19 protein-coding genes and 1 pseudogene are annotated in these 23,451 nt (G+C 70.0%); 12 read left to right on the top strand and 8 right to left on the bottom strand.

All coding sequences use genetic code 11. The annotated features are described in order from the left end of the window. Window positions 1-112: 112 nt before the first annotated feature. On the top strand, window positions 113-673 hold the full coding sequence (locus IPK71_02740) for a hypothetical protein (GenBank protein ID MBK8212640.1): 561 nt from the start codon (window positions 113-115) through the stop codon (window positions 671-673). Between the two features lie 30 nt (window positions 674-703). Here the strand turns inward: IPK71_02740 and IPK71_02735 are convergent, their stop codons facing one another. Then, window positions 704-1,792, bottom strand: coding sequence for a hypothetical protein (locus IPK71_02735; protein ID MBK8212639.1), 1,089 nt, complete (start codon window positions 1,790-1,792; stop codon window positions 704-706). Window positions 1,793-2,058: 266 nt separating this feature from the next. Here IPK71_02735 and IPK71_02730 point away from each other — a divergent pair, with 266 nt between their 5' ends. Further along, window positions 2,059-3,648 (top strand): hypothetical protein, encoded by a 1,590-nt coding sequence (locus tag IPK71_02730; protein MBK8212638.1) that lies wholly within the window; start codon window positions 2,059-2,061, stop codon window positions 3,646-3,648. A gap of 6 nt (window positions 3,649-3,654) precedes the next feature. On the opposite strand, the gene IPK71_02725 is transcribed toward IPK71_02730, so the two are convergent. Beyond that, entirely contained in the window at window positions 3,655-4,872 is a 1,218-nt protein-coding gene (locus IPK71_02725) for a hypothetical protein (protein MBK8212637.1), read from the bottom strand. A gap of 106 nt (window positions 4,873-4,978) precedes the next feature. On the opposite strand from IPK71_02725, the gene IPK71_02720 reads away from it, so the two are divergent. Together IPK71_02720 and IPK71_02715 are read left to right on the top strand one after the other, a co-directional pair. After that, window positions 4,979-6,490, top strand: a complete 1,512-nt coding sequence (locus tag IPK71_02720; protein ID MBK8212636.1) for a serine/threonine protein kinase — start codon at window positions 4,979-4,981, stop codon at window positions 6,488-6,490. After that, window positions 6,480-7,412 (top strand): PEGA domain-containing protein, encoded by a 933-nt coding sequence (locus tag IPK71_02715; protein ID MBK8212635.1) that lies wholly within the window; start codon window positions 6,480-6,482, stop codon window positions 7,410-7,412. Before IPK71_02720 ends, IPK71_02715 begins: the two co-directional genes overlap by 11 nt. Here the strand turns inward: IPK71_02715 and IPK71_02710 are convergent. From IPK71_02710 to IPK71_02700, 3 genes are all read right to left on the bottom strand, one after another. Beyond that, the gene (locus IPK71_02710; GenBank protein MBK8212634.1) at window positions 7,342-7,878 is read right to left on the bottom strand and encodes a hypothetical protein; all 537 of its coding nucleotides are present in this window, start codon (window positions 7,876-7,878) and stop codon (window positions 7,342-7,344) included. The two genes, IPK71_02715 and IPK71_02710, sit on opposite strands and share 71 nt — an antisense overlap. Window positions 7,879-7,905: 27 nt before the next feature. After that, on the bottom strand, window positions 7,906-9,117 hold the full coding sequence (locus tag IPK71_02705) for a PcfJ domain-containing protein (GenBank protein MBK8212633.1): 1,212 nt from the start codon (window positions 9,115-9,117) through the stop codon (window positions 7,906-7,908). Window positions 9,118-9,466: 349 nt separating this feature from the next. Next, on the bottom strand, window positions 9,467-9,880 hold the full coding sequence (locus tag IPK71_02700) for a hypothetical protein (GenBank protein MBK8212632.1): 414 nt from the start codon (window positions 9,878-9,880) through the stop codon (window positions 9,467-9,469). Between the two features lie 633 nt (window positions 9,881-10,513). Here IPK71_02700 and IPK71_02695 point away from each other — a divergent pair. Continuing rightward, the gene (locus tag IPK71_02695) at window positions 10,514-11,065 is read left to right on the top strand and encodes a hypothetical protein (protein MBK8212631.1); all 552 of its coding nucleotides are present in this window, start codon (window positions 10,514-10,516) and stop codon (window positions 11,063-11,065) included. A 1-nt stretch (window position 11,066) separates the two neighbouring features. Here IPK71_02695 and IPK71_02690 read toward each other — a convergent pair whose 3' ends face one another. Beyond that, window positions 11,067-11,687 (bottom strand): hypothetical protein, encoded by a 621-nt coding sequence (locus IPK71_02690; GenBank protein MBK8212630.1) that lies wholly within the window; start codon window positions 11,685-11,687, stop codon window positions 11,067-11,069. Window positions 11,688-11,762: 75 nt separating this feature from the next. On the opposite strand from IPK71_02690, the pseudogene IPK71_02685 reads away from it, so the two are divergent. The 4 genes and pseudogenes from IPK71_02685 (at window position 11,763) to IPK71_02670 (ending at window position 17,257) form a co-directional block, all read left to right on the top strand. Further along, a pseudogene (locus IPK71_02685) lies at window positions 11,763-14,304 on the top strand (cation-translocating P-type ATPase). Between the two features lie 151 nt (window positions 14,305-14,455). Continuing rightward, window positions 14,456-15,232, top strand: coding sequence for a hypothetical protein (locus tag IPK71_02680; GenBank protein MBK8212629.1), 777 nt, complete (start codon window positions 14,456-14,458; stop codon window positions 15,230-15,232). Between the two features lie 82 nt (window positions 15,233-15,314). Further along, window positions 15,315-16,100 (top strand): nucleotidyltransferase domain-containing protein, encoded by a 786-nt coding sequence (locus tag IPK71_02675; GenBank protein ID MBK8212628.1) that lies wholly within the window; start codon window positions 15,315-15,317, stop codon window positions 16,098-16,100. Then, on the top strand, window positions 16,097-17,257 hold the full coding sequence (locus IPK71_02670) for a nucleotidyltransferase domain-containing protein (protein ID MBK8212627.1): 1,161 nt from the start codon (window positions 16,097-16,099) through the stop codon (window positions 17,255-17,257). Before IPK71_02675 ends, IPK71_02670 begins: the two co-directional genes overlap by 4 nt. Here IPK71_02670 and IPK71_02665 read toward each other — a convergent pair. Next, the gene (locus IPK71_02665; protein ID MBK8212626.1) at window positions 17,245-18,279 is read right to left on the bottom strand and encodes an OmpA family protein; all 1,035 of its coding nucleotides are present in this window, start codon (window positions 18,277-18,279) and stop codon (window positions 17,245-17,247) included. The two genes, IPK71_02670 and IPK71_02665, sit on opposite strands and share 13 nt — an antisense overlap. Before the next feature lie 140 nt (window positions 18,280-18,419). Continuing rightward, the gene (locus IPK71_02660; GenBank protein ID MBK8212625.1) at window positions 18,420-19,382 is read right to left on the bottom strand and encodes an acyltransferase family protein; all 963 of its coding nucleotides are present in this window, start codon (window positions 19,380-19,382) and stop codon (window positions 18,420-18,422) included. 199 nt (window positions 19,383-19,581) lie between these two features. Here IPK71_02660 and IPK71_02655 point away from each other — a divergent pair, with 199 nt between their 5' ends. Genes IPK71_02655 through IPK71_02645 form a run of 3 tightly spaced genes read left to right on the top strand, consistent with a single transcriptional unit; the run spans window position 19,582 to window position 23,175 of the window. After that, window positions 19,582-20,994 (top strand): protein kinase, encoded by a 1,413-nt coding sequence (locus tag IPK71_02655; GenBank protein ID MBK8212624.1) that lies wholly within the window; start codon window positions 19,582-19,584, stop codon window positions 20,992-20,994. Window position 20,995: 1 nt separating this feature from the next. Continuing rightward, on the top strand, window positions 20,996-22,018 hold the full coding sequence (locus IPK71_02650; protein ID MBK8212623.1) for a tetratricopeptide repeat protein: 1,023 nt from the start codon (window positions 20,996-20,998) through the stop codon (window positions 22,016-22,018). Continuing rightward, entirely contained in the window at window positions 22,018-23,175 is a 1,158-nt protein-coding gene (locus IPK71_02645; protein ID MBK8212622.1) for a hypothetical protein, read from the top strand. The genes IPK71_02650 and IPK71_02645 overlap by 1 nt, the downstream gene beginning before the upstream one ends. Window positions 23,176-23,451 lie beyond the last annotated feature (276 nt).

The following is a 23,451-nucleotide window of genomic DNA, read 5'->3' as shown; positions in this document are numbered from 1 at the left end:
AGAACCTCAAGAGCAGCTCGACGCCGTCCTCCTCCCGACCGGAGAAGAGGTCACGCTGACACGGGCGCTCTCGAACGGCGCCTACTCCGTGCGCGTGAACGACGTCGTCCTCATGAACAGCCGGAGCCACTACTCGGAGGATCAGCTCGCCGTGCTCGGGTGCGCCCACCTCCGGGACGTGCCCGGCGCGCGTGTGCTCGTGGGTGGCCTCGGCATGGGGTTCACGCTGCGCGCCGCGCTCGACGTGCTCGGCCCCGACGCGACGGTCGAGGTGGCCGAGCTGCTCGAGGCCGTCGTCGAGTGGAACCGCGGTCCGCTCGGCCACCTCGCGAGCCACCCCCTGTCCGACGCGCGCGCCTGGGTGCGCATCGAAGACGTGCAGCGCACCCTCGCGTGCCAGGCCGATCGCTACGACGCCATCTTGCTCGACGTCGACAACGGACCTGCGGCGTTCACCTCCAGCGCGAATGGTGCACTCTACACGGAAGAAGGGCTGAGGCTCGTCGCGAAGGCGCTCAGGGCGCGAGGCATGCTCGCCGTCTGGTCGGCCTTCGACGACGGCGCGTTCACCCGAAGGCTCCGCGACGCCGGCTTCGTCGCGCGGAAGAAGCGTGTCCCCCCGCGCCTCGGCGTGAACTGCTCGCACGTGGTCTGGCTCGCGACCAAGGCTTGATTTCCGGCCTTCGCGGAGAGGTCGCTCGGCTCAGGGGCACGTCGGCACGATGCCGGCTTCTCGGCAGCTCGACGCGACGACGGCGTCCTTCGAGACCGCCCCGCGCAACGCCGCGACCGACGCGAACGACAACACGATCGAGGCCGCGTCGCACGGGGTCTCGGGTCGATCGGGGTTCGGGCGAAGGGCGAGGTCGAGGGTCTCGCAGGTGTCCTGCACGAGGCTCGCGAAGGCCGGCGAGGTGCAGAGCGCTCCACCGTCGGCGAAGGTCCGCAGCTCCCCGAAGGCGACGAGCAGCTCGTCGGCGCGCGCGGCACCGGCGAGCACGCCTGCGACGAGGCGCGAAGGCCCGTTCGACGACGCAGGCACGATCGTGGCCGAGACGCGCACGTCCACGAGCGTGACGAAGGTGCGGTCGACCCTGAGCCGAAACGAGGGAAATCTCGCGTAGAGGCGGCCTTCGGACACCCAGGCCTCACGCGTGCCCGTGCTCGCGACGCCCCCTTGCACGTACGATTCGCCGACGCGCCACGCGTCGCATCCGTCCCACGCGGGCCGTTTTGCGCCGTCGTCCCCCGCGTCGGCCGAGCCGCAGCCTGCCGCGGGATCGAGGCCGGGCGAGTCGAACGCCTCGACCCTCACCTCGGGATCGTCGGGCCTGCCATCGTACTCGGAGAGCGCGAAGAGCAGCCCCGAGGAGCCGGTCTCTGCGGCGGTCGTGTAGCCGACGTCGAACGACGACCCAGGTCTGTCCGGGAGCCGGTTCCCGAGGATCTTCGCGCCCGCGTTGTCGCGTCCGCCGAGGTCGTCGCAGATCTTGGCACGCGGGCCCCGTGGTGTGCAGATCGAGCCCCCGGGCGCGCCGGGGCGCTCGTCGCAGGTGCAGCGCCCGTCGAGGTCGAAGCCGAGCGTGTCGCGATCTCCGACCACCATGGAGAGCTCGCGGGCGACGAAGAGCGTCGAGGGGCCGTCAGGGCCGTCGCTCGCGTCGACGCGCGGCGGAAACCCTGCGTGAAGGCACGGGTCGGGCGGGGGAGCGGCGTCGGGCGAAGACGCGAAATCGCCCGCGTCGTAGACGAGGGTGCACGCCCCGAGCACGGCCGGCACCACGAGGCTCACCCAGGCGGCGTCCCCTCGAAAGTGCTTCTTCGTTGCCCTGCCCAAAGCGTGCCCCCCGTGAAGCGTCGTGGGCCGTTCGCCCCCTCGCCACGCGACACGAGCCCTATAGCCCACTTCCGCCCCGGCATCTCGTGCGGCGTGTGTGGCGTGTGTGGCTCGCCGTGCACGCGGCCCGGTGACAGGGGCGCTCGACGGTAGCCTCGCGTGCGCTTCGGAGCTAGTCTCCGGAGATGGCGCGGCGCACGTTCTTTCTCTTCCTTCCGGTCGTGGGTTCCATCCTCTTCGCGGCTTGCTCGTCGGGGACGTCTCCGGTCGAGCCCACGCCCGACGCCGCCCCGCAGCCCACCACCACCGGGACGAACCCTCCGCCCCCGCCTCCACCCCCGCCGACCGACGGAGGCTCCCGTGACGCCGCCGACGCCGCGGACGCTGCCGAGCCCGAGCCGCCTCCGGTGCCGAAGCAGATCCGGCTCGACAAGGGCGTCTCGGTCGACGGCTACATGTCGGACGTGTTCACCTGGATAGACTCCCGCGGGAAGCCCCGCTCGGCTGCCCTCGTGCGCAACGATCGGCGTGATCCGTCGAACTACACGGGCGGCTACCTCCGGCAGCTCACCTACGAGAAGGCCAATGGCACCGCCATGGTGGTCAAAGGTGGGCGCTCGGATCACCCCGGCTGGGGATACACGATCAACCACCTGAAGGGCACGGGCGATCTCTGGTCGTCGCTCTATCAGTTCGGCACTTACCGGCAGGTGCTTTCGGGCCCTCACCACGCCATCCACGAGTTCTCGTTCGACGCCGTGGGGTGGCCCAATGGGCCGGTCACCATCGTCATCCACTGGTTTTTCACGACGGGCCACGATCACCCGGTGTGGAGCGTCACGTTCGACATGACGCGCGCGCCGCCCAACATGCTCGACTCCGACGACCGCTCTCCCTACGGCGACCTCACGTTCGAGGGGGGCACGAACGGGACCGTCGACGGCGTCGGATGGGGCGACAAATACAAGTTCGTCACGACGAGCGCCGGCCCCGTGACCAAGAGCTCGACGTGGGACTACTCGCAGCCGAACCGCGTGCCGTACGTGCACATGTGGAACGACGCGAGCGACTCCGAGATGGGGAACGTCCAGACCATCGACTTCGCCTCGAAGGACGCGGGCGGAACTTGGTTTTACGACAACTGGGGCCGCACGAGCGCCAACAAGGTCGTGGGCCCCGGCGCGCCCGCCAACCAGACGATGCCCGTCTCGTGGAATTGGCCATTTCAGCTCAATCAATACGAGGTCGACTTCGGCGAGACCCGCTCGAAGCGCATGGCGTGGGGGCTCCGCCGCGGCGCCGTGGGCAGCACCTCGTACTCCGGATACGGCGATCAACGGCAGCTCTCGGGGTATCCGTACCAGAGCCACTCGAACGTGCTCGTGCTCGGGGCGAAGTCCGAGGGGGCCGTGGCGGCCGAGGTCGCCGAGATCGAGGCCTCGATGGACACCACGTTCGACGTGGTCAAGGGCGCCGTCCGCACGGCGGGGCCCGAGGGCATCGCTCGCACCGCGAACGCCCCGTACGCCTTCCCGGGATGGAGCCCGGTCTATGGCGCGTGGCAGCTCGACGCCGACGCCGCGGGCGCGGTCGAAGTGACCATGAACCCCGGAGGCGCCGGGGTTCACCGGCCGGTGCTCGTGATTCACGGGTACACGGGAGCCAAGGCGCCCGACACGATCACCTTCGGCGGGGCCACGCTGAACGCCCACGCCGACTTCTACCCCACGCTCCAGAAGGCGACACGCACCCTCTGGCTCACGATCGACCGCGACGTGCTCGCACCCACGGCCATCGCCGTGCAGCCTTAGTCGCCGTCACCGGTTCGCGCGGTAGAGCGCGGTCGACGCGCCGTTCGGCTCGAGCCAGACGGCATGTGACGGGCCGAGCCCCATCGCGCGGCCCGTCGTGGGGCCCGAGGGGGCCGCGGCCGTGAGCACCTTGAGGGGCGCGCAGGGCGTCTCGTAGGGGGCGGTGACGAGGTCCTGCCCTCTTGTGTAGAGTACATGGGTCGCGTCGGCGCCGACCGTCGCGGTCCCGGGCCCGACGGCGCACGGAGTACGCGCGGCGCAGTCGGAGTCGGCGCCGGCGCACGTGGAAATCGCGGCCGCGGCGACGAAGAGCGTCGTGGTGGAGCCGTTCCAGAGAAACTGGCGTGAGTCCGGGAAATCCCCCAGGGGGAGCGCCACGGAGGGGAGCGTGACCACGTCGAGCGTGACCCGCTCGAACCCCGTGCTCTTCCGCGCGAAGAGATACTTGCCATTGTGGCCGAGGAGCTGCGTCCCGCGGAGGGCGGGGACGACCCTCGTGAACGTATTGGTGACGCTGTGGGCCACTCCGGTGGTCTGTGTAGAATACACGATCAGATGGTCTTTGCCGGGGAGGTCGACGTCGAGCGCGTCGACCACCGTGCCGGGCTCCTCTTTGACGGGCGCGGCGGCCGCGCAGGTGCCGGTCGCGCACGAGAAGAACGAGGTCTTGTCGGCTCCTCGGCCGAGCACCCAAAAGACGAGCGTGGGCGGCGTGGTGGCGATCGAAGCGATCAGGCGCACGTCGTCGCCGGGGCTCCTCCGTTCGACGGTGGGGCTCGTGCATGGCCCCGCGATGGGGCACGAGAGCACCTCGGCGGTCGTCCCGTTCAAGAGTGCGAAGTACACGCGATCGCCTGCGGTCGCGAGGCCTCGCGGGGCTCCGGGCAAGAGCGCCAGCCGGTCGGCGTCGCAGGTCCCGGCGCTGCACACGGCTCTGCACACCCTCCCACATGCGCCGCAGTTGTTCGGGTCGCTCGTGAGCTTCTCGGGGTCGCATGGCGGAGGCGCGGCGTCGGCGGCGTCTGGGCTCGCGTCGCTCGAGGGGATCGGACGCGAGTCCGGCGGGTCGGCCGCGTCGGAGGGGGTGCCTGCGTCCTCCGGATCTCCGGGGCGGGCGGGGAGCTCGTCGAGCCCGAGGATGGCCGAGCACGCGGTGAGCGCACACCCCACCACGGCGGCGAGGGCGAGGGTCGGTGGGCGAGCCCTCTTTTTCGCGGCCGGCATGGGGGCATCCTACCGGAAAGCGTGGCCGAGCCAAAATCGTCACCGCCCCCCGAGAAAGACGCTCTTCTGTACAAACCGGAAACACTTTGCCATCGTTCCATCGGCGATGGACGCATCGTCCGAGACCCCGAACGTTCGTAAGGCCCTCGCCCTCGTCGGGCAGGTGGTGGCCGAGCGGTACCGCGTGGAAGGGGTGCTCGGCGAAGGCGGCATGGGCACGGTGCTCAAGGCGACGCACCTGCTCCTGAAGCAGCCCGTGGCGCTGAAGGTCATGACCGAAGAGGCCATGCCCGACCCCGACCTCCGCGCGAGGTTCTTGCGCGAGGCGCGCATCCTCGCCGACCTGAAGTCGCCCCACGTGGCTTCTCTCTACGACGTGGGCGTCTTGCCCGACGGCACCCTCTACCTCGCGATGGAGTACCTCGAGGGCAAAGACCTGGGCGAGCTCGTCGAGGGGCCGCTCCCGGCGGTGCGCGCCGTCGAGCTCGGGCTCCAGGTGTGCCGTGGCCTCGCCGAGGCGCACGACAAGGGCATCGTCCACCGCGACCTCAAGCCCTCGAACGTGTTCGTCGCCAAGAGAGACGACGGGGTCGAGGTCGTCAAAATCATCGACTTCGGAATCGCCAAACAGCAAAAGCCGGACGCCGCGCTCGATCGCACCAAGACGAACCTCATGATGGGGTCGCCGTACTTCATGTCGCCCGAGCAGATCGTCTCGTCGAAGTCGGTCGATCACCGGTCCGACATTTGGTCGTTCGGCGTCTTGATGTACCAGCTCCTCTCGGGCCTCCTCCCTTTCTACGACGAGAGCGTAGGAGCCATTCTCATCCGCGTGCACAACCAGCCCACGCCGCCGTTGCCGGCGCACGTGCCGGTCGAGCTCGCCAACGTCGTCTATCGGTGCCTCGCCAAGGATCCGGCGCACAGGTACGCCCACATTCGGGACGTGTACGCGGCGCTCGTGCCCTTCGCCACGCTCCCCATGCGCGCCCCCCCGAGCGACCACGTCCGCGCGGTTCAGGCCGTGGGCCAACACGGGCCCGTGCGCAGCCCCGCGCCCCTCATGGTGCCCGATCCGGAGCTCTTGGCCGCGCTCCCCGCGCACGGCGCGGTCGTCCCGGTGGCTCCGCTTCCGAGCGCGCCCGACATGGCCCCCGATCGTTCTTCTCAGAATGCGCTCTTCGTAGGGCGAAGTGGCGAGTATCTCGTCGCCCCTCAAGCGCCCACGGAGATGTCGACCGACGCGGCCGTGGCCTTCGCGCCGACACTCCCACCCCCGGGCCACCCGAGTCAAAAGGGCCTTTGGGCGGCCGTCGTCGCGCTCGGTCTCGCCGTGGCCGCCCTCGCCATCGCGCTCTTCGTGTTTCGAAAGCCGACCGTCGTCGTCGCCGCACCGCCACCTCCGCCGGAGCTCGTGTCGTCGACCGCTTCCGCACCTCCTCCGCCCCCTCCGCCTCCGAGCGCAACCGCCCCGGCGGGCTCGTCCTCCGCGGAGGTGGCCCCTCCTTCGCCGAAAGCGTCGAGCTCTCCGAGCGCGTCGGCCGCTCGCCCACCGTCGTCGCCTCCTCCGAAACCCCATGTCCCGAAGCCGGCTGCGAAAGATCCCCTTGCTCCCTGAGCCTCTCCCGAAGGTCGCCGCGCTCGCCGTCGTCGCCGCGCTGCTCGTGCCTCGTCTCGCCCACGCGGACGACACGGCGCTCGACGCGCTGAAGAAAGGCTACGAGCTCAAGAAGGCTGGTAAGTGCGCGGAAGCCATGGTCTTTTTGCGAAAGAGCCACGAGGCGCAACCTTCGGCGAAGGCCGTCTTGAACTGGGCCGAGTGCGAAGAGTCGGCCGGCAAGTTCCTCTCGGCGCGTGCGCACTACCTCGAAGGCAAACGCCTCGCGGTGACCGAGCAAAAGCCCGAGCTCGAGGCGATCGCGACGGCGCGCCTCGAGGCGATCGGCCCGCGTGTCCCGAAGGTCACCTTCTCGGTCCCCGAAGGCGGGGCGGTCACGGTCGACGGCGAACCGCTCTCCTCTTCGAACGACGTGGCGCTCGATCCCGGAGAGCATCGTGTGCAAGTTGCACGTGATGGCTACGCACCCTCGACGATGACGCTGTCCCTGTCACCCGGGGAGGTCCGCACCGTTCGCCTCGCGCTGGGAGAGCCGAAGCCCACGTCGCCGCCCCCGCAGGGCTCGTCGGCGCCCGCGGGAGCTCCGAGCGAGGGTACGGTCGCGTCGTCGCCCCTTCGCCCGATCTCCCTCGTCGGCGTGGGCGTCGGGCTCGTGACGATCGGCGTCGGCGGGGTGCTCGCGCTCGGCGCCAAGAGCGACTACGACACCGCGACGTCTACCTCGTGCGACCCACGCGGCTGCGACGCTGCCGGCCTCGACGCCATCGCCGGCGCGCGGTCGAGGGCCGACGTGGCCACGGCCCTCTTCGTCGTGGGTGGTGTGGTCACTGCTGCCTCCGCCGTGCTGTTCTTCACGTCGAAATCTGCCCCGGTGAGGGCGCGCGCCGCGCTCGGGGGCCTCGTGATCGACGGGCGATTCTGAGGTCTCGCGACGCGAGCGCTTCGAGCAGCACGTCTTCTCCTCCCGCGAGCAGATCGATCGGGGCGTCGGGGTGCACGAGCCCGAAGCTCTGCGCGACCTCCGCGACCGCGCGCCTCGCGCCCATGAGCTGCACACCCGCGCCGCCTCCACCTTCGGAGAGAGCCGCGCCGAGCTTGAGATCGAGCACCACCACGCGACGACGCTCGACGTCGGGTGGGCTGGGATCGACGACCACGAAGTCGCCGCACGAGGCCCGCTGATTGGCGCGGAAGAGGCGCAGGTTCGGCTTCTGCGCGAGGAGAGCGCGCGCGAACCCGAGCTCGGCCGGAGTCAGCGCGAAGGCCGCGACGACCCACGCGACGTCGCGCCGGCGGGGGGCAATGTCGACGGCCACGCGCGCTTCGACGAAGTCGCGACGGGCGAGCGCTCGGAGAGGCACGGAGAGGATGCTTGGTACTCGTTTCATGGCAGTCTGCATCGACATACATGCCAGTCAGAGAATGGCATTCGGAGGGAGGGTGAGGCGCTCGCGCTGGGCCCAGACGGCGAGGATTTCCTTGTCGCGAGGCCCTGCGGGGCGATTCGCGAGCCTCCGGGCTTGGCGTACGGTGCGGGCTCGAAGGTCCAGCTCGATCGTGAGCAGTCGCTTTTGGCCTTGGCGGGTCGTCGCGCGGAGCGACCAGATGGATGCCTTGCCTTGGATGCACTCGCCCGCGTAGCTCGCCACGCAATGCCTCATCGCGCGACCTTCCCGGGCGAGCTCGAACGACGACAGGAGCTCCACGATGGACACGATCCGCAGGGTCGGCGGCTCGTCGGGGAGGCGAGGCTCGATCCGCTCCTCGAAGGAGAGGCCCGAGATGCCCGAGCTCGGCCAGGCGACGTCGCTCACGGGAGCGCGCCCCGCCGCCACGTGCCACGCGTCGACCCGCCGGAGGAGCGAGCCGAGCGTGCGCCCATGGAGGGAGAGCTCGGGCTCCGGAGGGGGCGTGGGGCCGAAGGTGCCATCGGCGCGGAATCCGTCGCGAGCCTCGAGTTTTTCGCGGGCCACGTAGTCGACGACGGGCCCCACGTGCTCCGGAGCGGCGCCGTCCCTCACGAGGATTTCGACGAGCGAGCGCCGCGTGTCGTCGTGCGCGAGGGTTCGGCCGAGGCGACTCTCGGCGAAGGCGCGGGCGAGCTCGTCGCTCGCGCCCATGGACCGGGCCTGGGCCCACACCAGCGCACCCGTCACGGTGGGAAAGAACGGAGCGCTCCGAAGGGCATGAGCGAGCGCGCGTGTGACCCGGATCGGGATCCCGAGCTCGCGCACGCTGTCGCCGCGTCCGAGGCGGATGTACCACGCGTGCTCCGGGCCCGGCTCGTCGCTGCCCGTGAGCCACACCGCGTTCATGGCGACGGGGACGGGATAGAGCGCGAAGAGGTGCTCGGCGAGGTCACGAACCGTCCCGATGGGGGAGCTCGACGTGGCGACGAAGGTGTGGGGCGCGCGCACGAAATCCGCGTGCGATCGGGCCATCGCCGCGATCGCCGCGACGATCTCGGGGTTCGGGCACGATCGCCGCGAGAGCGCGCGAGAGCCGCTCCACACGGAGTGGACGAGGTCGTCGAACGCCTCGCATTCCAGGGCATCGAGGCCCGAGCGCGCGCGGCGCATGGCGAGGTCGGTGCGGCGTTTGGCCGCGTCGAACGCAGAGGCTGGCATGACGGTTCTCCAGGGCGCGCGCGACCTCGACGCACGAGGCCGCGGGACCTCGACGGCGCGCGCCGAGGTCGTCTTGCGACATACGAGCCCGCCTCGACGCTTCGGTCGGAGGAGGCTCGCGCGGATGAGGGCTCGAACGAAGAGCGCGCCGCGACGGGCGCGCGGGGCTTCAGACGAACGAGCCGAGGAGAACGCGGAACATGATGCGGAGGGTTACGACGGAATGGCGCCTCGCGCAAGCCGACGGGATGGATCTGCCCGCGCCGGACGCGTGCACGGAGGCCGACGACGAAGGGGCGTCAGTCTCTTTCCCACACCCAAGGCGCTCGCGCTCGGGCAGGGCGCTCGCTCAGTTGCCCTCGACGGCCTGGTACTGCACCGACGATTTGAACCCGGTGCGCTTGATGCGGCCCGCGGCGATGGCGAGGCTCACGGTGCGGAGGAACCGCCCTTTGGGCAGCCCGAGCAGGGCCCTCAGCTCGCGCGCGCGCGGCGGCCACGGGTGACGCTTCACGATCTCGACCAACGGCTCGACGAAGTCCTCGGGCTTCGCGCCCTTTCGCCCACGCGCCGGCGGAGGGACGCTCGAGGGACGCTCTGCGGGCAGGGGGAATGCCAAGTAGGCCGGCGCACTCTGGTCGGCCGGTTGCGCCGGGTCGAACGAGGACAAGGTCGACGCCAAGTGCTCGGCCGTGAGCGCGACGAGCTGGGAAGCGAAGTCCGACGCCATGCTGCGAAGAGATTGCTCGAGTGCGGTCGTCATCGAAGCTCGAGTGTATGCCGCGCGTGTCCCGTGTCGAGTTCTACGAGCGACATCTAAGATGAGATGTAAGTGGCGCTTGGCGCGTCCGGGACGTCACCCGATCGGGTGACGTGCCGTTTTCGGACATGGGCCTTCGGTGACCCAAGGCCCCGATTTTGGGGGATTTTTGTGAGGTTCTGGCCTCGTGGCGAGTCGCCTGTACGTGCAGGCTTGGAGCGCGAGGTTCCGTTTCGCGAAATCTTCGCGGGGCTCGTACGAGTCCTCTCGTCCGATGAAACCGCGAGCCCGTGGTACGTCGGGCCACACTCGCCGCCCTCCCCGCCTGCGTGTGCCTCTTTCGGCTCCCGGGCGACGGGCTCACGCGTGACGCCGAAGCCGTGGACGATCCTAGGGGCGATCCATGCTCTCGGACGACGACGACGGCACGCTCACCGTTGCCGAGGTGGCTCGGGTGGTCGCGGCTCGTGTCCATCCGCCACGTCGCGCATCGCGCTGGCCTCGTGGCCCGGATCGGGGCCGAAGCTCGCCCTCCCATGACCCGCGTCGGAGCAGAACATCGAGGTTCTTCGTGCGCGCAGCGCGTCAAGCCGGGCGCGCGAGCCTGGCAGCCCGGAAGCGACTATCCTTCGGCTCATGACCGAGGCGCTCCCGAGACCCCGACCGACGTTCGTCCTCGCATCGTCGCTCACGCCGGAAGAAGTTCGTCGCGCGGTGGCGACCTTCCTCAAGGCGAACGAACGCATCAAGGGCATGGCGCTGCTCGAGCGCATCGAGATGTCGTTCGTGCGCAAGGAGCAGCACCTCTGGTCCCCGCAGCTCATCGTCGACGTGGAGAAGGGCGGCGAAGGGTGCACCCTCCGGGCGAGGTTCGGCCCCCACCCCCACGTCTGGACGATGTATATGGCCATCTACTTCGTATTGGGCATTCTGGCGCTCCTCGCGATCTCCTATGGATACTCTCAAGATCGCGTGGGAGAGAGCCCGACGGCCCTCTATTCGCTCCCGGTCCTCGCCCTCTTGGCGGCCCTCACCTACGGAGTGCCGTTCATCGGTCAGGGCCTCGGCTTCGACCAGATGTACCAGCTCAGGAACAAGCTCTGCGAGCTCGCCGCGGCGCACGAGCTCGACGAGCCGTCGCCCGTGGGAGCGCCCACCAAGGGCACTCCGGAAGACGCGCAAGGCTGACTCACGGGAAGGTGAGGAACGTCTCCACGCAGAGCCGCCCGGTGGCGGTCGTCTTGCAGTCGGTCCCGCTCGGGCACGTCTCTCCGGCGGCGCACGAGATTCGTCGGCAGAAGCCCGACTGGCAAGAATGGAACGGCCCGCACGTGCTCGTCCCGGTTCCGGTGCACGACTTGAGGATGCACGTGCCGGACGCGTTGCACCGGAGCCCCGGCGTGCAGTCTTCGTCCTTCGTACACGACTCGTTGCACGTAGCGAAGTTGCATTGATCGGCGGGGCCGACGCTGCACGAGCCCCCGCACCCGGAGCAGAACCCCCCGGGGCTTCCGGCCACACACGTGAGCCCCGCTCCGCAGTGCGCGTCGGTGAAACACTGCCCCTTTCGCGTCGGAGGGACCACGCTCCCGTCGGTGGGCGGTGCCGCGTCGCGGCCGCCGTCCGTCGCGGGGAGGCTCGCGTCCTCGGGCGACGCGGCGTCCTGGGGCTTCGAGGTCGCGGCGTCCTTCGGTGCGGCGGCGTCGATCGCGGGGCCGGCGTCGTCCTCGGTCGGCGTCGTGTCCGGCGTGCTCCCGCACGCGGCGGCGAGGGTGAGGGCTACGGGCACGACCAGGGCGAGAGCGCGCATCGTCGGCACCTTAGCCGTTTCTCGCGCGCGCGCCCGCGGAAGCGCGTAGGGTCGGAGTCGTCGAGGTCGAGCTAGATGGTCAACAGTTCGAAAGTACGAGGGATTTCGTCGTCCGAGGCCGCCGCGCGGCTCGCCTCGGAGGGCCCGAACGAGCTGCCCTCCGCCAAGCGGCCGTCGGTCGTCGTCACGCTCCTCGAGGTGCTCAAGGAGCCGATGTTGCTCCTCCTCCTCGCGACGGCGGCGCTCTACTTCGTGCTCGGCGAAGCGCGCGACGCCGCGACGCTCTCCTCCTTCGTCGTCATCGTCGTCACCATCACCCTCGTGCAGGAGCGTCGCACCGAGCGTGCGGTCGAGGCGCTCCGCGATCTCGCGAGCCCTCGGGCGCTCGTGGTGCGTGACGGAGAGCGCATTCGTATCCCGGGGCGAGAGGTGGTGCGGGGAGACGTGGTCGTGCTCGGCGAAGGGGACCGCATCCCCGCGGACGGCGTGCTCCTCGACGGCGAGCACGTCTCGGTCGACGAGTCCCTCCTGACGGGCGAGTCCGTCCCGGTGCGCAAGCGCCCCGCGCGCGAAGACGAGCTCGACGCCGAGTCCGCGGAGCCCGGAGGCGACGATCGTCCGGAGGTCTACTCGGGCACCCTCGTCGTCGCGGGGCAGGCACGGATGGTCGTGCGTCGCACCGGCGCCCGCTCGCGAATGGGCAAGATCGGCAGCGCGCTCGGCGAGGTCACGACCACGAGGACCAAGCTCCAACAGGAGGTCGATCGTGCGGTCCGCGTGATGGCCGTCGTGGCCGTCGTGCTGTGCGGGCTCGTGGTCGTGGTCCTCGGCGCCGCGCGGGGGACGTGGACGAAGGGACTGCTCGCGGGGCTCACCCTGGCGATGGCGCTGCTCCCCGAAGAGCTGCCGGTCGTCCTCACGGTGTTCCAAGCGCTCGGCGCGTACCGCATCGCCAAGAGCGACGTCCTCACGCGGCGAATGCCAGCGATCGAAGCGCTCGGCGCCGCGACCACGCTGTTCACGGACAAGACCGGGACCCTCACCGAGAACAAGATGCGGGTCGCGGCGCTCGTCGCGGGCGAGCATCGGATCTTCGTCGACGGCACGGCGCGCGAGCTCCCGGAGGAGGTCCACTCCCTCGTCGAGTACGGCATCCTCGCGAGCGCCAAGGACCCATTCGACCCGATGGAGCTCGCGTTCCACGCCATCGGGCGCGAGACTCTCTCGGGCTCCGAGCACCTGCATGATGCATGGATTCCGCGACGGGCGTACCCGCTCTCGCCCGAGCTGCTCGCCATGTCCCACGCGTACCGCGACGGTGGGAAGTTCCTCGTCGCCGCCAAGGGAGCGCCCGAGGCGGTGATCGATCTGTGCCACCTCGACGGGGCGCGAGTCGAGGCGATCCTGGAGCAGGTGGGCGAGCTCGCCGAGAAGGGCATGCGCGTCCTCGGCGTGGCGCGCGCCGAGGTCTCGGGGGCCGAGCTCCCGGAAGGTCAGCACGACTTCGTGTTCGAGTGGCTCGGCCTCGTCGGGCTCGAAGATCCGGTCCGCGCGAGCGTGCCCGAAAGCCGTCGCCGAGTGCCGCTCCGCCGGGATCCATGTCGTCATGATCACCGGCGATTACCCCAAGACCGCTCGCGCCATCGCCTACGCCGCGGGGCTCGGGGCAGGGGAGCCGCTGACCGGAGCGGAGCTCGACGCGCTCGGGGACGACGAGCTCGTCGCGCGTGTCCGGACGACGTCGGTCTTCGCCCGCATGGTGCCCGAGCAGAAGCTCCGGATCGTTCGAGCTCTCGTGGCGCGGGGAGACGTCGTGGCGATGACGGGCGACGGCGTGAACGACGCCCCCGCGCTCAAGGCCGCGACCATCGGCATCGCGATGGGCGGGCGCGGGACGGACGTCGCGCGAGAGGCCGCGGCCCTCGTCCTCACGAAAGACGACTTCGCCTCCATCGTCGCCGCGCTCCGCCAAGGGCGCCGCATCTTCGACAACATCAAGAAGGCGATGGCCTACGTCGTGGCCGTGCACGTGCCCGTGGCAGGCCTGTCTATCGTCCCGATTTTGCTCGGGTTTCCGCCGGTTTTGCACCCCGCGCACGTCGCCTTCTTGGAGCTCGTGATCGACCCCGCGTGCAGCGTCGCCTTCGAGGCCGAGCCCGAGGAGCCCGGGCTCATGCAGAGGCCTCCGCGCCCCGCGGACGAGAGGCTCTTCGACGGGCGCACGCTCGGGGTGGCGCTCCTGCAAGGTCTCTCGGTGCTCGTCGCGTGTCTGGGCCTCTACGCGCTCGGTCGCGGCGCCGGAGAAGCCCACGCGCGGACGCTGGCCTTCGTGGGGCTCATGTCGGGCAACGTGACGCTCATCCTCGCGCACCGCTCGCGGACGCGGTCGTACCTGCGCCTCACGGGGCCGAAGAACCGCGTCGCGACGGTCGTCGTGGTCGTCTCGTTGGTGGCGCTCCTCGCGATCGTGCTCGTCCCGGGGCTTCGCGGGATCTTCGCGTTCGCGAAGGTCGAGGCCCTCGAGCTCGCGCTCGCCGTGGGGAGCGGCCCACTCGCGCTCGCCTGGTACGAGGGCCTCAAGGAGTGGCGCGGTCGAAGGGCTCCCCGGCCGGAGTGAGCCCTTGCCGAAGGGGTGACCGGTTGCCGGCAAGCGCTTGCCGACCGCGCCTCGTTCTCGCGAATTTCTCGGCTATTCGGCCCTCTTCGGCGTTGGCACGTGGGGTGCTCTAGGTGTCCTCGACGCCGCATTCGGCGCGAAAGGAACTCCGATGCAAGCCCCTCCTCAGGATCCCAGGAACCCCCGCTTCTCGCCCGTTCACCCCGGCACGCAGGTCGTCTCCCAAGGAGGGCACGGGTTCGCGCCCCAGCCGCAGTCGCCCTACGGAATGGCTCAGGGCGCCCCTTCGCCGTACGGAGCGCAGCAGGCCCCTTCGCCGTACGGAGCGCAGCAGGCCCCCTCGCCGTACGGAGCGCAGCAGGCCCCCTCGCCGTACGGAGCGCAGCAGGCCCCCTCGCCGTACGGAGCGCCCCAAGGCTACGGCGGGCCCGCTCCGCAGGCCCAACCGTCGTCACCGCCTGCCCCGTCTCCGTTCTCGGCGGCCGGATTCTCGGTGGGAATGCCTCACGTGCCCGGGCTCGGGTCGGCCGGAAAAGCCCTGTCGGGGCTCCCCCAGCCGAGCGGTCTCCCTTCGGGGGCGGCGTTCGGTCTCGGTGTGCTCGCCGTCGCGATCGCGCTCGTGTTCGACGTGATCTTCCTGCACGTGCACATCCCCGGTGTGGGGGGCTATGCGTGGTACCTCACGACGGCGCTCTCGTTCGCTGGCGCCGGGTTCGGTGGGGCGAAATGGACCAAAGCCGAGAAGGGCACGGTCACCGCGGCGGTCGTGATGGCGGGTGTGCTCTATGGGCTCGCCGACGTGGGGCTCGGCCTCGTGCTCGAGGACCTCGCGATGGGGAGCGCGCTCTTCTTGGGTATCCAAGGGCTCGTGATCGCGATCGTGTGTGGCGGCGCGGGCATGCGAAAGGGCCTCGCCGCGCGCGATTGAGACGCGAAGGCCACGCCGAGGGAAGGAGCGCGCCGCGGCGTTGCTCCTTCCGTGCTTTCGTCGTGGAGTGTATCTTCGAGGAATGCACACGAGCGCCATCGAAGAGGCCTTCGGGATGCTCGACAGGGGCTTCTTGGCGAGCGTGGCGCGCCGCGGGCCATCGCCCGTATTCGCGTCCGTGAGCGGGGCGCACCTCTATGGGTTCGCCTCGCGCGACAGCGACGTGGACCTCCGTGGCGCCTTCGTTCGTCCGGTGTCCGAGGTGCTCGGGATGTTCCCCAAAGACGAAACCCTGACCGTGGTCGACACGACGGTGGTCGACCTCGACTGGGTCGCGCACGACGTGCGCAAGTTCTGTCGGCTGATGACAGGGCACAACGGGTACGTGCTCGAGCAGCTCTATTCGCCGCTCGTCGTCGTCGAGACGGAGGCTCTCCGCGAGCTCCGCGAGCTCGGCCGGGGGTGCGTCACCCGCCCGACGGTCCGCCACTACTTGGGATTCGCTCACGGAAGGCGAAAGCGGCTCGCGGAGCCCGACGCCACGGTGAAACACCTTCTGTATGCGTATCGGGTGTATCTCTCGGGGATCCACCTCATGCGAACCGGGGAAATCGAAGCTCACCTCGGCACCTTGAACGACGCGTACCGCCGCCCCGAGATCGACGATCTCGTCGTACGTAAGCGGGAGGGCGCCGAGAAGATGAAGCTCCACCCGGGTGAGCTCGAACGGCACTCGTCGCTCCTCGACGCCCTCGAGCGCGAGCTCGACGAGGCCCACGCGCGGAGCCACCTCCCCGACGAGCCGACCACCGTGCGCGAGCTCGATGCCTTCGTCGTGCGCCTGAGGCTCGCGGGAGAGTGCCCGTGACTCCTTCCTGGCTCGCCCGCGCTACCGTCTTCGCGACGGTGGCGGGGAGCCACGCGCACGGGACGGCAAAGGAGGGCTCGGACGTCGACGTTCGAGGCGTTTGTGTCGCGCCGCTCGACGTGAGGGTCGGGCTCTTCGACCGCTTCGAGCAGCACGAGGGCGCGCTCGAGGGAGAGATCCTCGATCTGCTCTCGGGCGCCCTCGGCTCGCGGGCGGACGTCGCGCGCTCCCTCTCGGTGAAGGGCGAAATCGTCCTCTTCGACGTGGCGAAATTCCTCACGCTCGCCGCCGCGACGAACCCGAGCGCGCTCGAGATCCTTTTCACGGACCCGCGCGACTGGCTACTTCGGACTTCGACGTGGGAGAAGATCCACGCGGCTCGGTACTTGTTCTTGACGAAGCACGTGGGGCGGACATTCCAAGGGTATGCGGCCGCGCAACTGAAGAAGATCCGCACCCACCGCGGGTGGCTCCTCTCGCCTCCCGAGGCGCGCCCTCGCCGCGAAGACTTCGGGCTTTCGGCGGGGCAGGGGGCCTTGGGTGCCGACGAGCGACGGCGTATCGAGGCGGCCATCGCCGAGGTCGTAGGCCGAACGTCGATCGCCGACCTCGACGTCCCCGAGGGTACCCGCGCCGCGATCGAGGAGCGAATACGTGTGTTCTGCATGAATGTGGCCGGAGCCCCCGGCGACGAGGCCGGCGAGGCCGAGCGCCGCGCCGCGACGAAGGTGCTCGGCCTCTCGCGCGAAGTGGTCGCCACCCTCGAGGCGGAGCGAGCCTACCGCAGCGCGCTCTCGCAGTACGCCGCGTACGAAGCGTGGAAGACGCAGCGGAACCCCGCGCGCGCCGAGCTCGAGCGCCGCTTCGGCTACGACACGAAACACGCCATGCACCTCGTCAGGATCTCTCGGATGGCGGTGGAGGCGCTCTTGGAGGGCGAGCTGCGTGTTCGCCGCGCCGACGCGGACGAGCTACGCGACATTCGCGAAGGCGCATACGCGTTCGCGGAGCTCGAGCGGCTCGCCGCCGACCTCTCGGCGCGCACGGCCGCCGCGATGGCACGCACGGCGCTGCCCTCGGAGGTCGACCGCGACGCCGTCGATCGCCTCGCGCGCGGCATCATGCTCGACGCCGGTCACGCTCGTCAGAACGCGTAGCCGATGCCTGCTTGGAAGGCGAGGGTCACCACGGTGGGGGTGCCCGTGACGAGCCCGAGCTCGAAGGGCTTCACCGCGACGAAGAGGCCTTCGCCTCCCTTGCTCGGCGTGCGCACCTTTCCCTCCTCGAGCTTCTCGATCGTCGCCGACTGCTCGAGGATCTGGATCTCGACACGACGATTCTTCTCGCGCCCCTCCGGCGTGTCGTTCGACGCGATCGGGTTCTTGGCGCCGTAGCCCTTGGATTCGAGGAGGTCCGGGGAAACTCCCCCTTTGTGCACGAGGTGCTCGCGCACGGCCTTCGCGCGGGCCTCGGAGAGCTTCTCGTTGGCGGTCGCGTCACCCTCGGAGCTCGCGTGCCCCTCGACGCGGAGCTTCTTCAGCTGGGGGTTCGCCTTGATGACCTGGGCGATCTCGGCGAGGAGGGAGTCGCTCGCGCTCTCGATCACGGCTTCGTTGTGCCGAAACTGGATCTTCTCGCGGATCTCGACCTTGTTCGCCGCGACGACGACGCGTTTCGGAGCCTCAACGACGGGGGCCGCCGTCACCTCGTCGAGCTTCTCGAGCGGGAAAAAGCGCCCCTCGACTCCCGCACCCAGGTGAGCGCCAGGGTCTCCGCCGCCGAACGGGTACGCGATACCGCCGAAGGCGTACGGTGCTATCGTGAGCTCGCGCTTTCCGATGGGGATCGCGACGTCGTATCCGAGCCGAAGGACGGTCGCGCCGATCGAGCCGTTCGCGAACGCGAGCTTCTGCGTCGCTCCCACGACGAAGCCGTCGTGCCGACCGCTCAGGTGGTAGCCACCGTGGATCTCGATCGGGTACTGCACTCCCGACGCAGAGACCCCGTTCGCCGACGCGAACGAGAGCTGGGCGCCGAGGAGGTGGGCCTCGACGTAGGCCGCACCGCGCTCGCTCTCGGCGGCGTGGGCGGGGGTGCTCGGGAGCACGATGGCGGACAAGGTGGCCGCGACGATCGTGGCCGCGACGAACGCGACCGGGGACGCAGTACGGGACTTCATGGGGACCTCGAGAGCAAAAAAAGGAGCGGCGCGAGACGCCGCTGCCCCCGAGACGGGCCCTCCCTCGGTCCGTCGCACCAGAAGGTGGACGAATCTTGTAACTACGTACGAACGCTGGGCATTTCGGCGCCTCTGCGCGGCTACCTTCGGCCCAGGAGGAACCGCCGGCCACGGGTGAGCCTGTCGAGCGTCGCCTGCATGGAGCCCTCGATCTGCTCGTAGAGGCGCGCGAGGACTTTGGGATCGTCGGCGGCGTCGGGGCCGAACGAACGGACGTCGACCGCGGGCAAGAACGCCTGCGTGACCTGCGTGGGGAGCGGCACGTACGGCAGAAAACCCGAGGTGATGCCCCACGGGACGGAGAGCACGATGGGGAAGACGTCGGCGCGTGCCCAGGCGTGCGCGTGAACGAGCTTGGCGAGGCGGTCGCCGCGGGAGAGCACGACGAGCTGCTCGTGGGTGCCCGCCGACACCACCGGCACGATAGGGACCTTCTCGCGAAGAGCGAGCTTGAGGAATCCCGTTCGCCCGGCGAGCACAACCTTGTTTCGATCGCGGAACGGGCGGAAGGCGTCCTGATCGGAGCCCGGGAAGACGAGCACGACGTGCCCGCGCGAAAAGGCGTGCTGGGCCCCCGAGTGCCCGGCGCGCAGCATCCCGAGCCTCGCCGCGTACGAACGAAGGAGCGGATCGTCGAAGACGAAGTCGTGGACCAGCGCGAACGGGACGCGCTCGCCTCCGAACCGGTCGTGGAGCGCGATCGCAGCGAAGAACCCGTCGAGCGGCAAGAGCGCGCCCGAGTGATTGCCCACGAGGAGCACCGGGCCCGTCGCAGGGACGTTCTCGACCCCCTCCACTTCGAAGCGAAAGTAGTCGCGCGCGACCATGCGAAAGCCATCGACGAGCAGCTCGACGAGGGCCGCGTCGCGGAGGGTGACGTCGTCGGCCGGGAGGGGGCGGTCCGTGTGGGTCGCCCGACGGGCAGCGAACGTCGCGAACCGGGCGGCGAGCCTTAGGGGGTTCAAGAGCACGCGGCGATCGGCTTCGGGAACCGCTTCGCGCGCGCGGCGCAGCCACGCGATGGATGAGCCGAGACGCGACATACCTCGAGCATGTCACCTTCGCCGCCCTCACTCGACCCCCGCGTGAGTCGCGGAGAGTCGCCTCGTGGCGCCCCACACTTGCCCCGATGCGAAGCTCTCCGGGGCGCGGGCTCGATGCGTTGGGCGCCCATGTGGGCGACTCTCTTACCTCGACGAACGGCCACGTTGCAGGCGGGTTTCGTGAGATACTGGGGTTGTCGTGTCTTCGTCGGCCCACCCCGTACCGCTCCCGCTCGCCCCAGGCGACGTGGTGGCGGGCAAGTACCGTGTCGAGCGTGTGCTCGGGATCGGCGGCATGGGTGTGGTCATGGCGGCCCGCCACACGACGCTCGATCAGTCCGTCGCCATCAAGTGCCTCGTCCCGCGGCACGGCGCCGATCTGGCCGACGCGACCGAGCGCTTCCAGCGAGAGGCCCGCGCCGCGGCGCGCATCGAGTCCGACCACGTATGCCGCGTGTTCGACACAGGCACCCTCCCGAACGGGCTCCCCTTCATGGTCATGGAGTACCTCGAGGGGCACGACCTCGACGTGGAGCTCGAGACCCGCGGGCGGCTCGCGGTGGGCGATGCGGTCGACACCGTGCTCCAGGCGCTCGAGGCCATCGCGTCGGCGCACGAGATCGGCATCGTGCACCGCGATCTCAAGCCCTCCAACATCTTCTTGGCGCTGCGGCCGGATCGCTCACGTCGGGTCAAGCTGCTCGATTTCGGCATCTCGAAGACCCTGGCCGACACCAACATCACCCAGACGAACGGCATCGTGGGGACACCCGCCTACATGTCGCCCGAGCAGGCCAAGAACTCCCGAAAAACCGACCTTCGAACCGACATTTGGTCGGTCGGGGCCATTCTCTACGAGCTGCTCTGCGGGCAGACGCCCTACACCGGAGAGACGTCGGGCGAGGTCCTCGCGGCGCTCCTCGGGGAAGAGCCTCGGCCCCTCCACGAGCTCGCGCCGCACCTGCCTGCGCCGCTTTGCGCCATCGTGCACAGGTGCCTCTCGCGAGACCGCGAGCGCCGCTTCCAGAGCGCGGGGGAGCTCTCGCGCGCCCTCTCCCCGTACGCGGCCACCGCGAGCAACACCGCCCTCCCGCACTCGGCCGCCCACATCACGGTCGACTCGTCGGCGTCCCTACTCCCTTCGAGCGGTGCGTCGTCGCGAGCGCTCTCCCAGCCCGATGCGCTCACGCTCGCGGCGCCCGGCGAGGGCGAGGGGATGACCGTGAGCGGCTGGAGCCAAGTGAGGCGCGGCGCCGAGAAAGATCGCCTTCGCCGCGGGCTGTGGGCGGCCGCGGCCGTCGTGGTCACGGTGCTCCTCGCCATCACGCTCGTGCTCGTGCGGGCCACGCGGAGAGGCGTCGCCACGACCGCATCGGCCGCGGCCGCGCCCGTCACGAAGCCGCCGGCGTCCCCTGCGGCGTCCATCGCTGCAGAGGCGGTGCCCACGGCGATGCCCGCCGAGCCCACGTCTGCGGGCGCCGCGATCCCCGCCGAAAAGCCCCCCGCGCCCGTCCCCTCGTCGGCCAAGACAGCCCCTTTGCCCAAACCGTATTCGCCGAGCGGCGCGAAGAAGCCGACCTCGAAGAACCCACTCCTCGATACTCGAGATTGACATGCACCAGGTTGGAACGCGCGCCCTCCGCGCGCTCGCGGTCGGAGCGGCCCTCGCGGCCTTGGGTGGCGTGCCCTCTCGCGCCCTCGCCGAAGAGCCGCAGACCCCGACGCCCACCGAGCGCGCCCAGGCCGAGACGTTCTTTCAGCTCGCCAAGGGCCTCGAAGCCCAAGGAAAAATGGCCGAAGCGTGCCCCAAGTACGAGGAGAGCCTGAGGCTCGACCCGAAGCCCGGGACGGCGCTGAACCTCGCCACGTGCCACGACGCGCTCGGGCTCACGGCGAGCGCGTGGGTCGAGTTCCTCGAGGCAGCTCGGCTCTCGGCGAAGGCGAAACAACCGGAGCGCGAGAGGTTCGCGGAGAAGCGCGCCGAAGAGCTCGAGGCCAAGCTGTCGAAGGTCACCTTCAAGCTCGAGGGCTCGGCCCCCGAGGGGCTCGAGCTCCGCCTCGACGGCCGGCCCATGGCCGTGCAGAGCCTCGGGACGCCGCTCCCGCTCGACCCGGGGCCGCACTCGCTCTTCGCGCGTGCGCCTGGGCACGCCCGCGGTGAGACGCCTTTCGTGGTAGCAGCGGGGCCGAGCGCGGCCACCGTGGTGATCTCCGCGCTCGCGGCCGAGTCCCCCGCGCGTGCCGAAGCGCCGCAGGTCTCGACGCCGGCTCCCACCGCTCCCGCGTCCGGTGGAAAACGACTCCCGTGGCCCGCCGTTGTCTCGGGCGTCGTGGGATTGGCCGGTGTCGGTGTGGGTACGATATTTGGCATTCAGGCCATTCGGTCCAAGTCGGAGGTCGACGCGAGCTGTCGCGGAACGGTGTGCAGCGCCGCCGGCCTCGCGGCCAACGACGACGCGCGCTCCGCCGCTGCGTTGTCGACCGTCGGCTTCGCCGTAGGTGTGGCGGGCATCGTGGGGGCGTTCGTGCTCTTGGTGGTTCGGCAGCCCGACGACCCTGCTCCCCCGCGACCGACCTCGAGGCTCGGCTTCGGGGGGCCGGGAGGCCCTGGGCTGTCGTACTCGGGGGCGTTCTGATGCGCCGCTTACGCTTCTTCGTCAATCGCCTCCTCGCCGTCGGCGCGCTCGCGGGCCTCGCGCAGGCCTGCGCGCTGGTCCTTGGTCTGGAGGACAAGGAGCTTGGGGCAGACGTCGCCGACGCGTCCTCCCAAGATCCCCCGCGCCCCGACGGGGCATTGCCCGATGGCGCATTGCCCGACGTGCTCGTCGCCCCCGTTTTCGCCGGCCAGCAAGACAGGCCGATCGACGTCGTGGTCGACAGCACGCACGTGTACTGGATCAACGAAGGCGGTCAGCTCCGGCGCAAAGCGAAGGGGGCACAGGCCACCGTCGAGACCATGGCCGAGGGGCTCGCGACGCCTCGGTGGATCTCGTCCGACTCGCGGTTCGTGTTCTGGGTCGCCGCCAACGATCCCCGCTCCGACGCCGGCCGCGTCACGCTCGTCGGTCGTGTCGCCAAGGACAAGTCCGTCGCAGCCCAGACCCTCGTCGACGACAACTCGCAGGCGTACAGGCAAATCGCCGTCTTCGATGGGTATCCCTTTGCCGGCGATGCCTCGGTCGACGCCGCCGTCACGCCCGACAACAACGTCTTTACCGTGTTCACGTACGGGAACGGCAACGACGACGAGATCCGGGCCTACGGGCGGGTGAACGGCGGCCTCCAGTACGCCTTCGGGCGCACCCCCGACGGCATCTCGGCCATCGTCGCGGACGACGTCAACCTCTACTTCGCCGTTCGACAAGGGAAGGCCCTCCGCCGCCGCGCCAAGGGGAATACGGGCACCCTGCCCGACACCGTAACGGCCTTCGCCGAGGTCGTCGTCGACCTGGCCACGGACCCGACCCACGTCTACGCCCTCCTCGTGAACGGCGCGGTCGTGCGCGTCCCCAAAGTCGGCGCCGCAGGACCCGAGCTCGTCGCGCAAGGAAGGCCCGGGGGGCAGCGCCTCACGCTCGACGACACGAACGTGTACTTTACATCGTCCGTGGAGGGAGACGCTGACGGCCGCGTGTACGCGGCTCCGAAGCGGCCCGGCGCCCTCACCGTGCTCGCCGGCGGCCAACGCGATCCACGTGGGATCGCCGTCGAGAGCGATCCCGTGACGCGCGCCCGCACCGTGACGGTCGCCGTTCGCGGCGAAGGCGCCGTGAAGCGCGTCCTCGTGCCCTGACGCGACCACGAAGGCAACTCCTCGCTCGGGCGTGCTCGAAAGGCCAGTCTTCCTGCGTAGGCCGTGTTTCGCGAAGGACGAGACGCGCTCGTTCGAGACCTCGTCGCCGATGGGTGACAGCAGCACTGCCGAGTACGTTCGTGCCTCGCGGGCACCCGGCGCGGGTCGAACGGTGACGACGAGGCAAGTCGACGGTGCGGCACACCGGTTGCTGTAGCTCGGCACGCACGGTTTCGGCGCGCGCTCTTCGCGTGCCCCGCCGTCACACGAGAGTGC

Source organism: Myxococcales bacterium (assembly GCA_016712525.1).
In the GTDB taxonomy this organism is placed as follows: domain Bacteria; phylum Myxococcota_A; class Polyangia; order Polyangiales; family Polyangiaceae; genus JAAFHV01.
The sequence above is the reverse complement of the archived record's forward strand: the minus strand, read 5'-3'. Positions and strand labels throughout refer to the sequence as shown.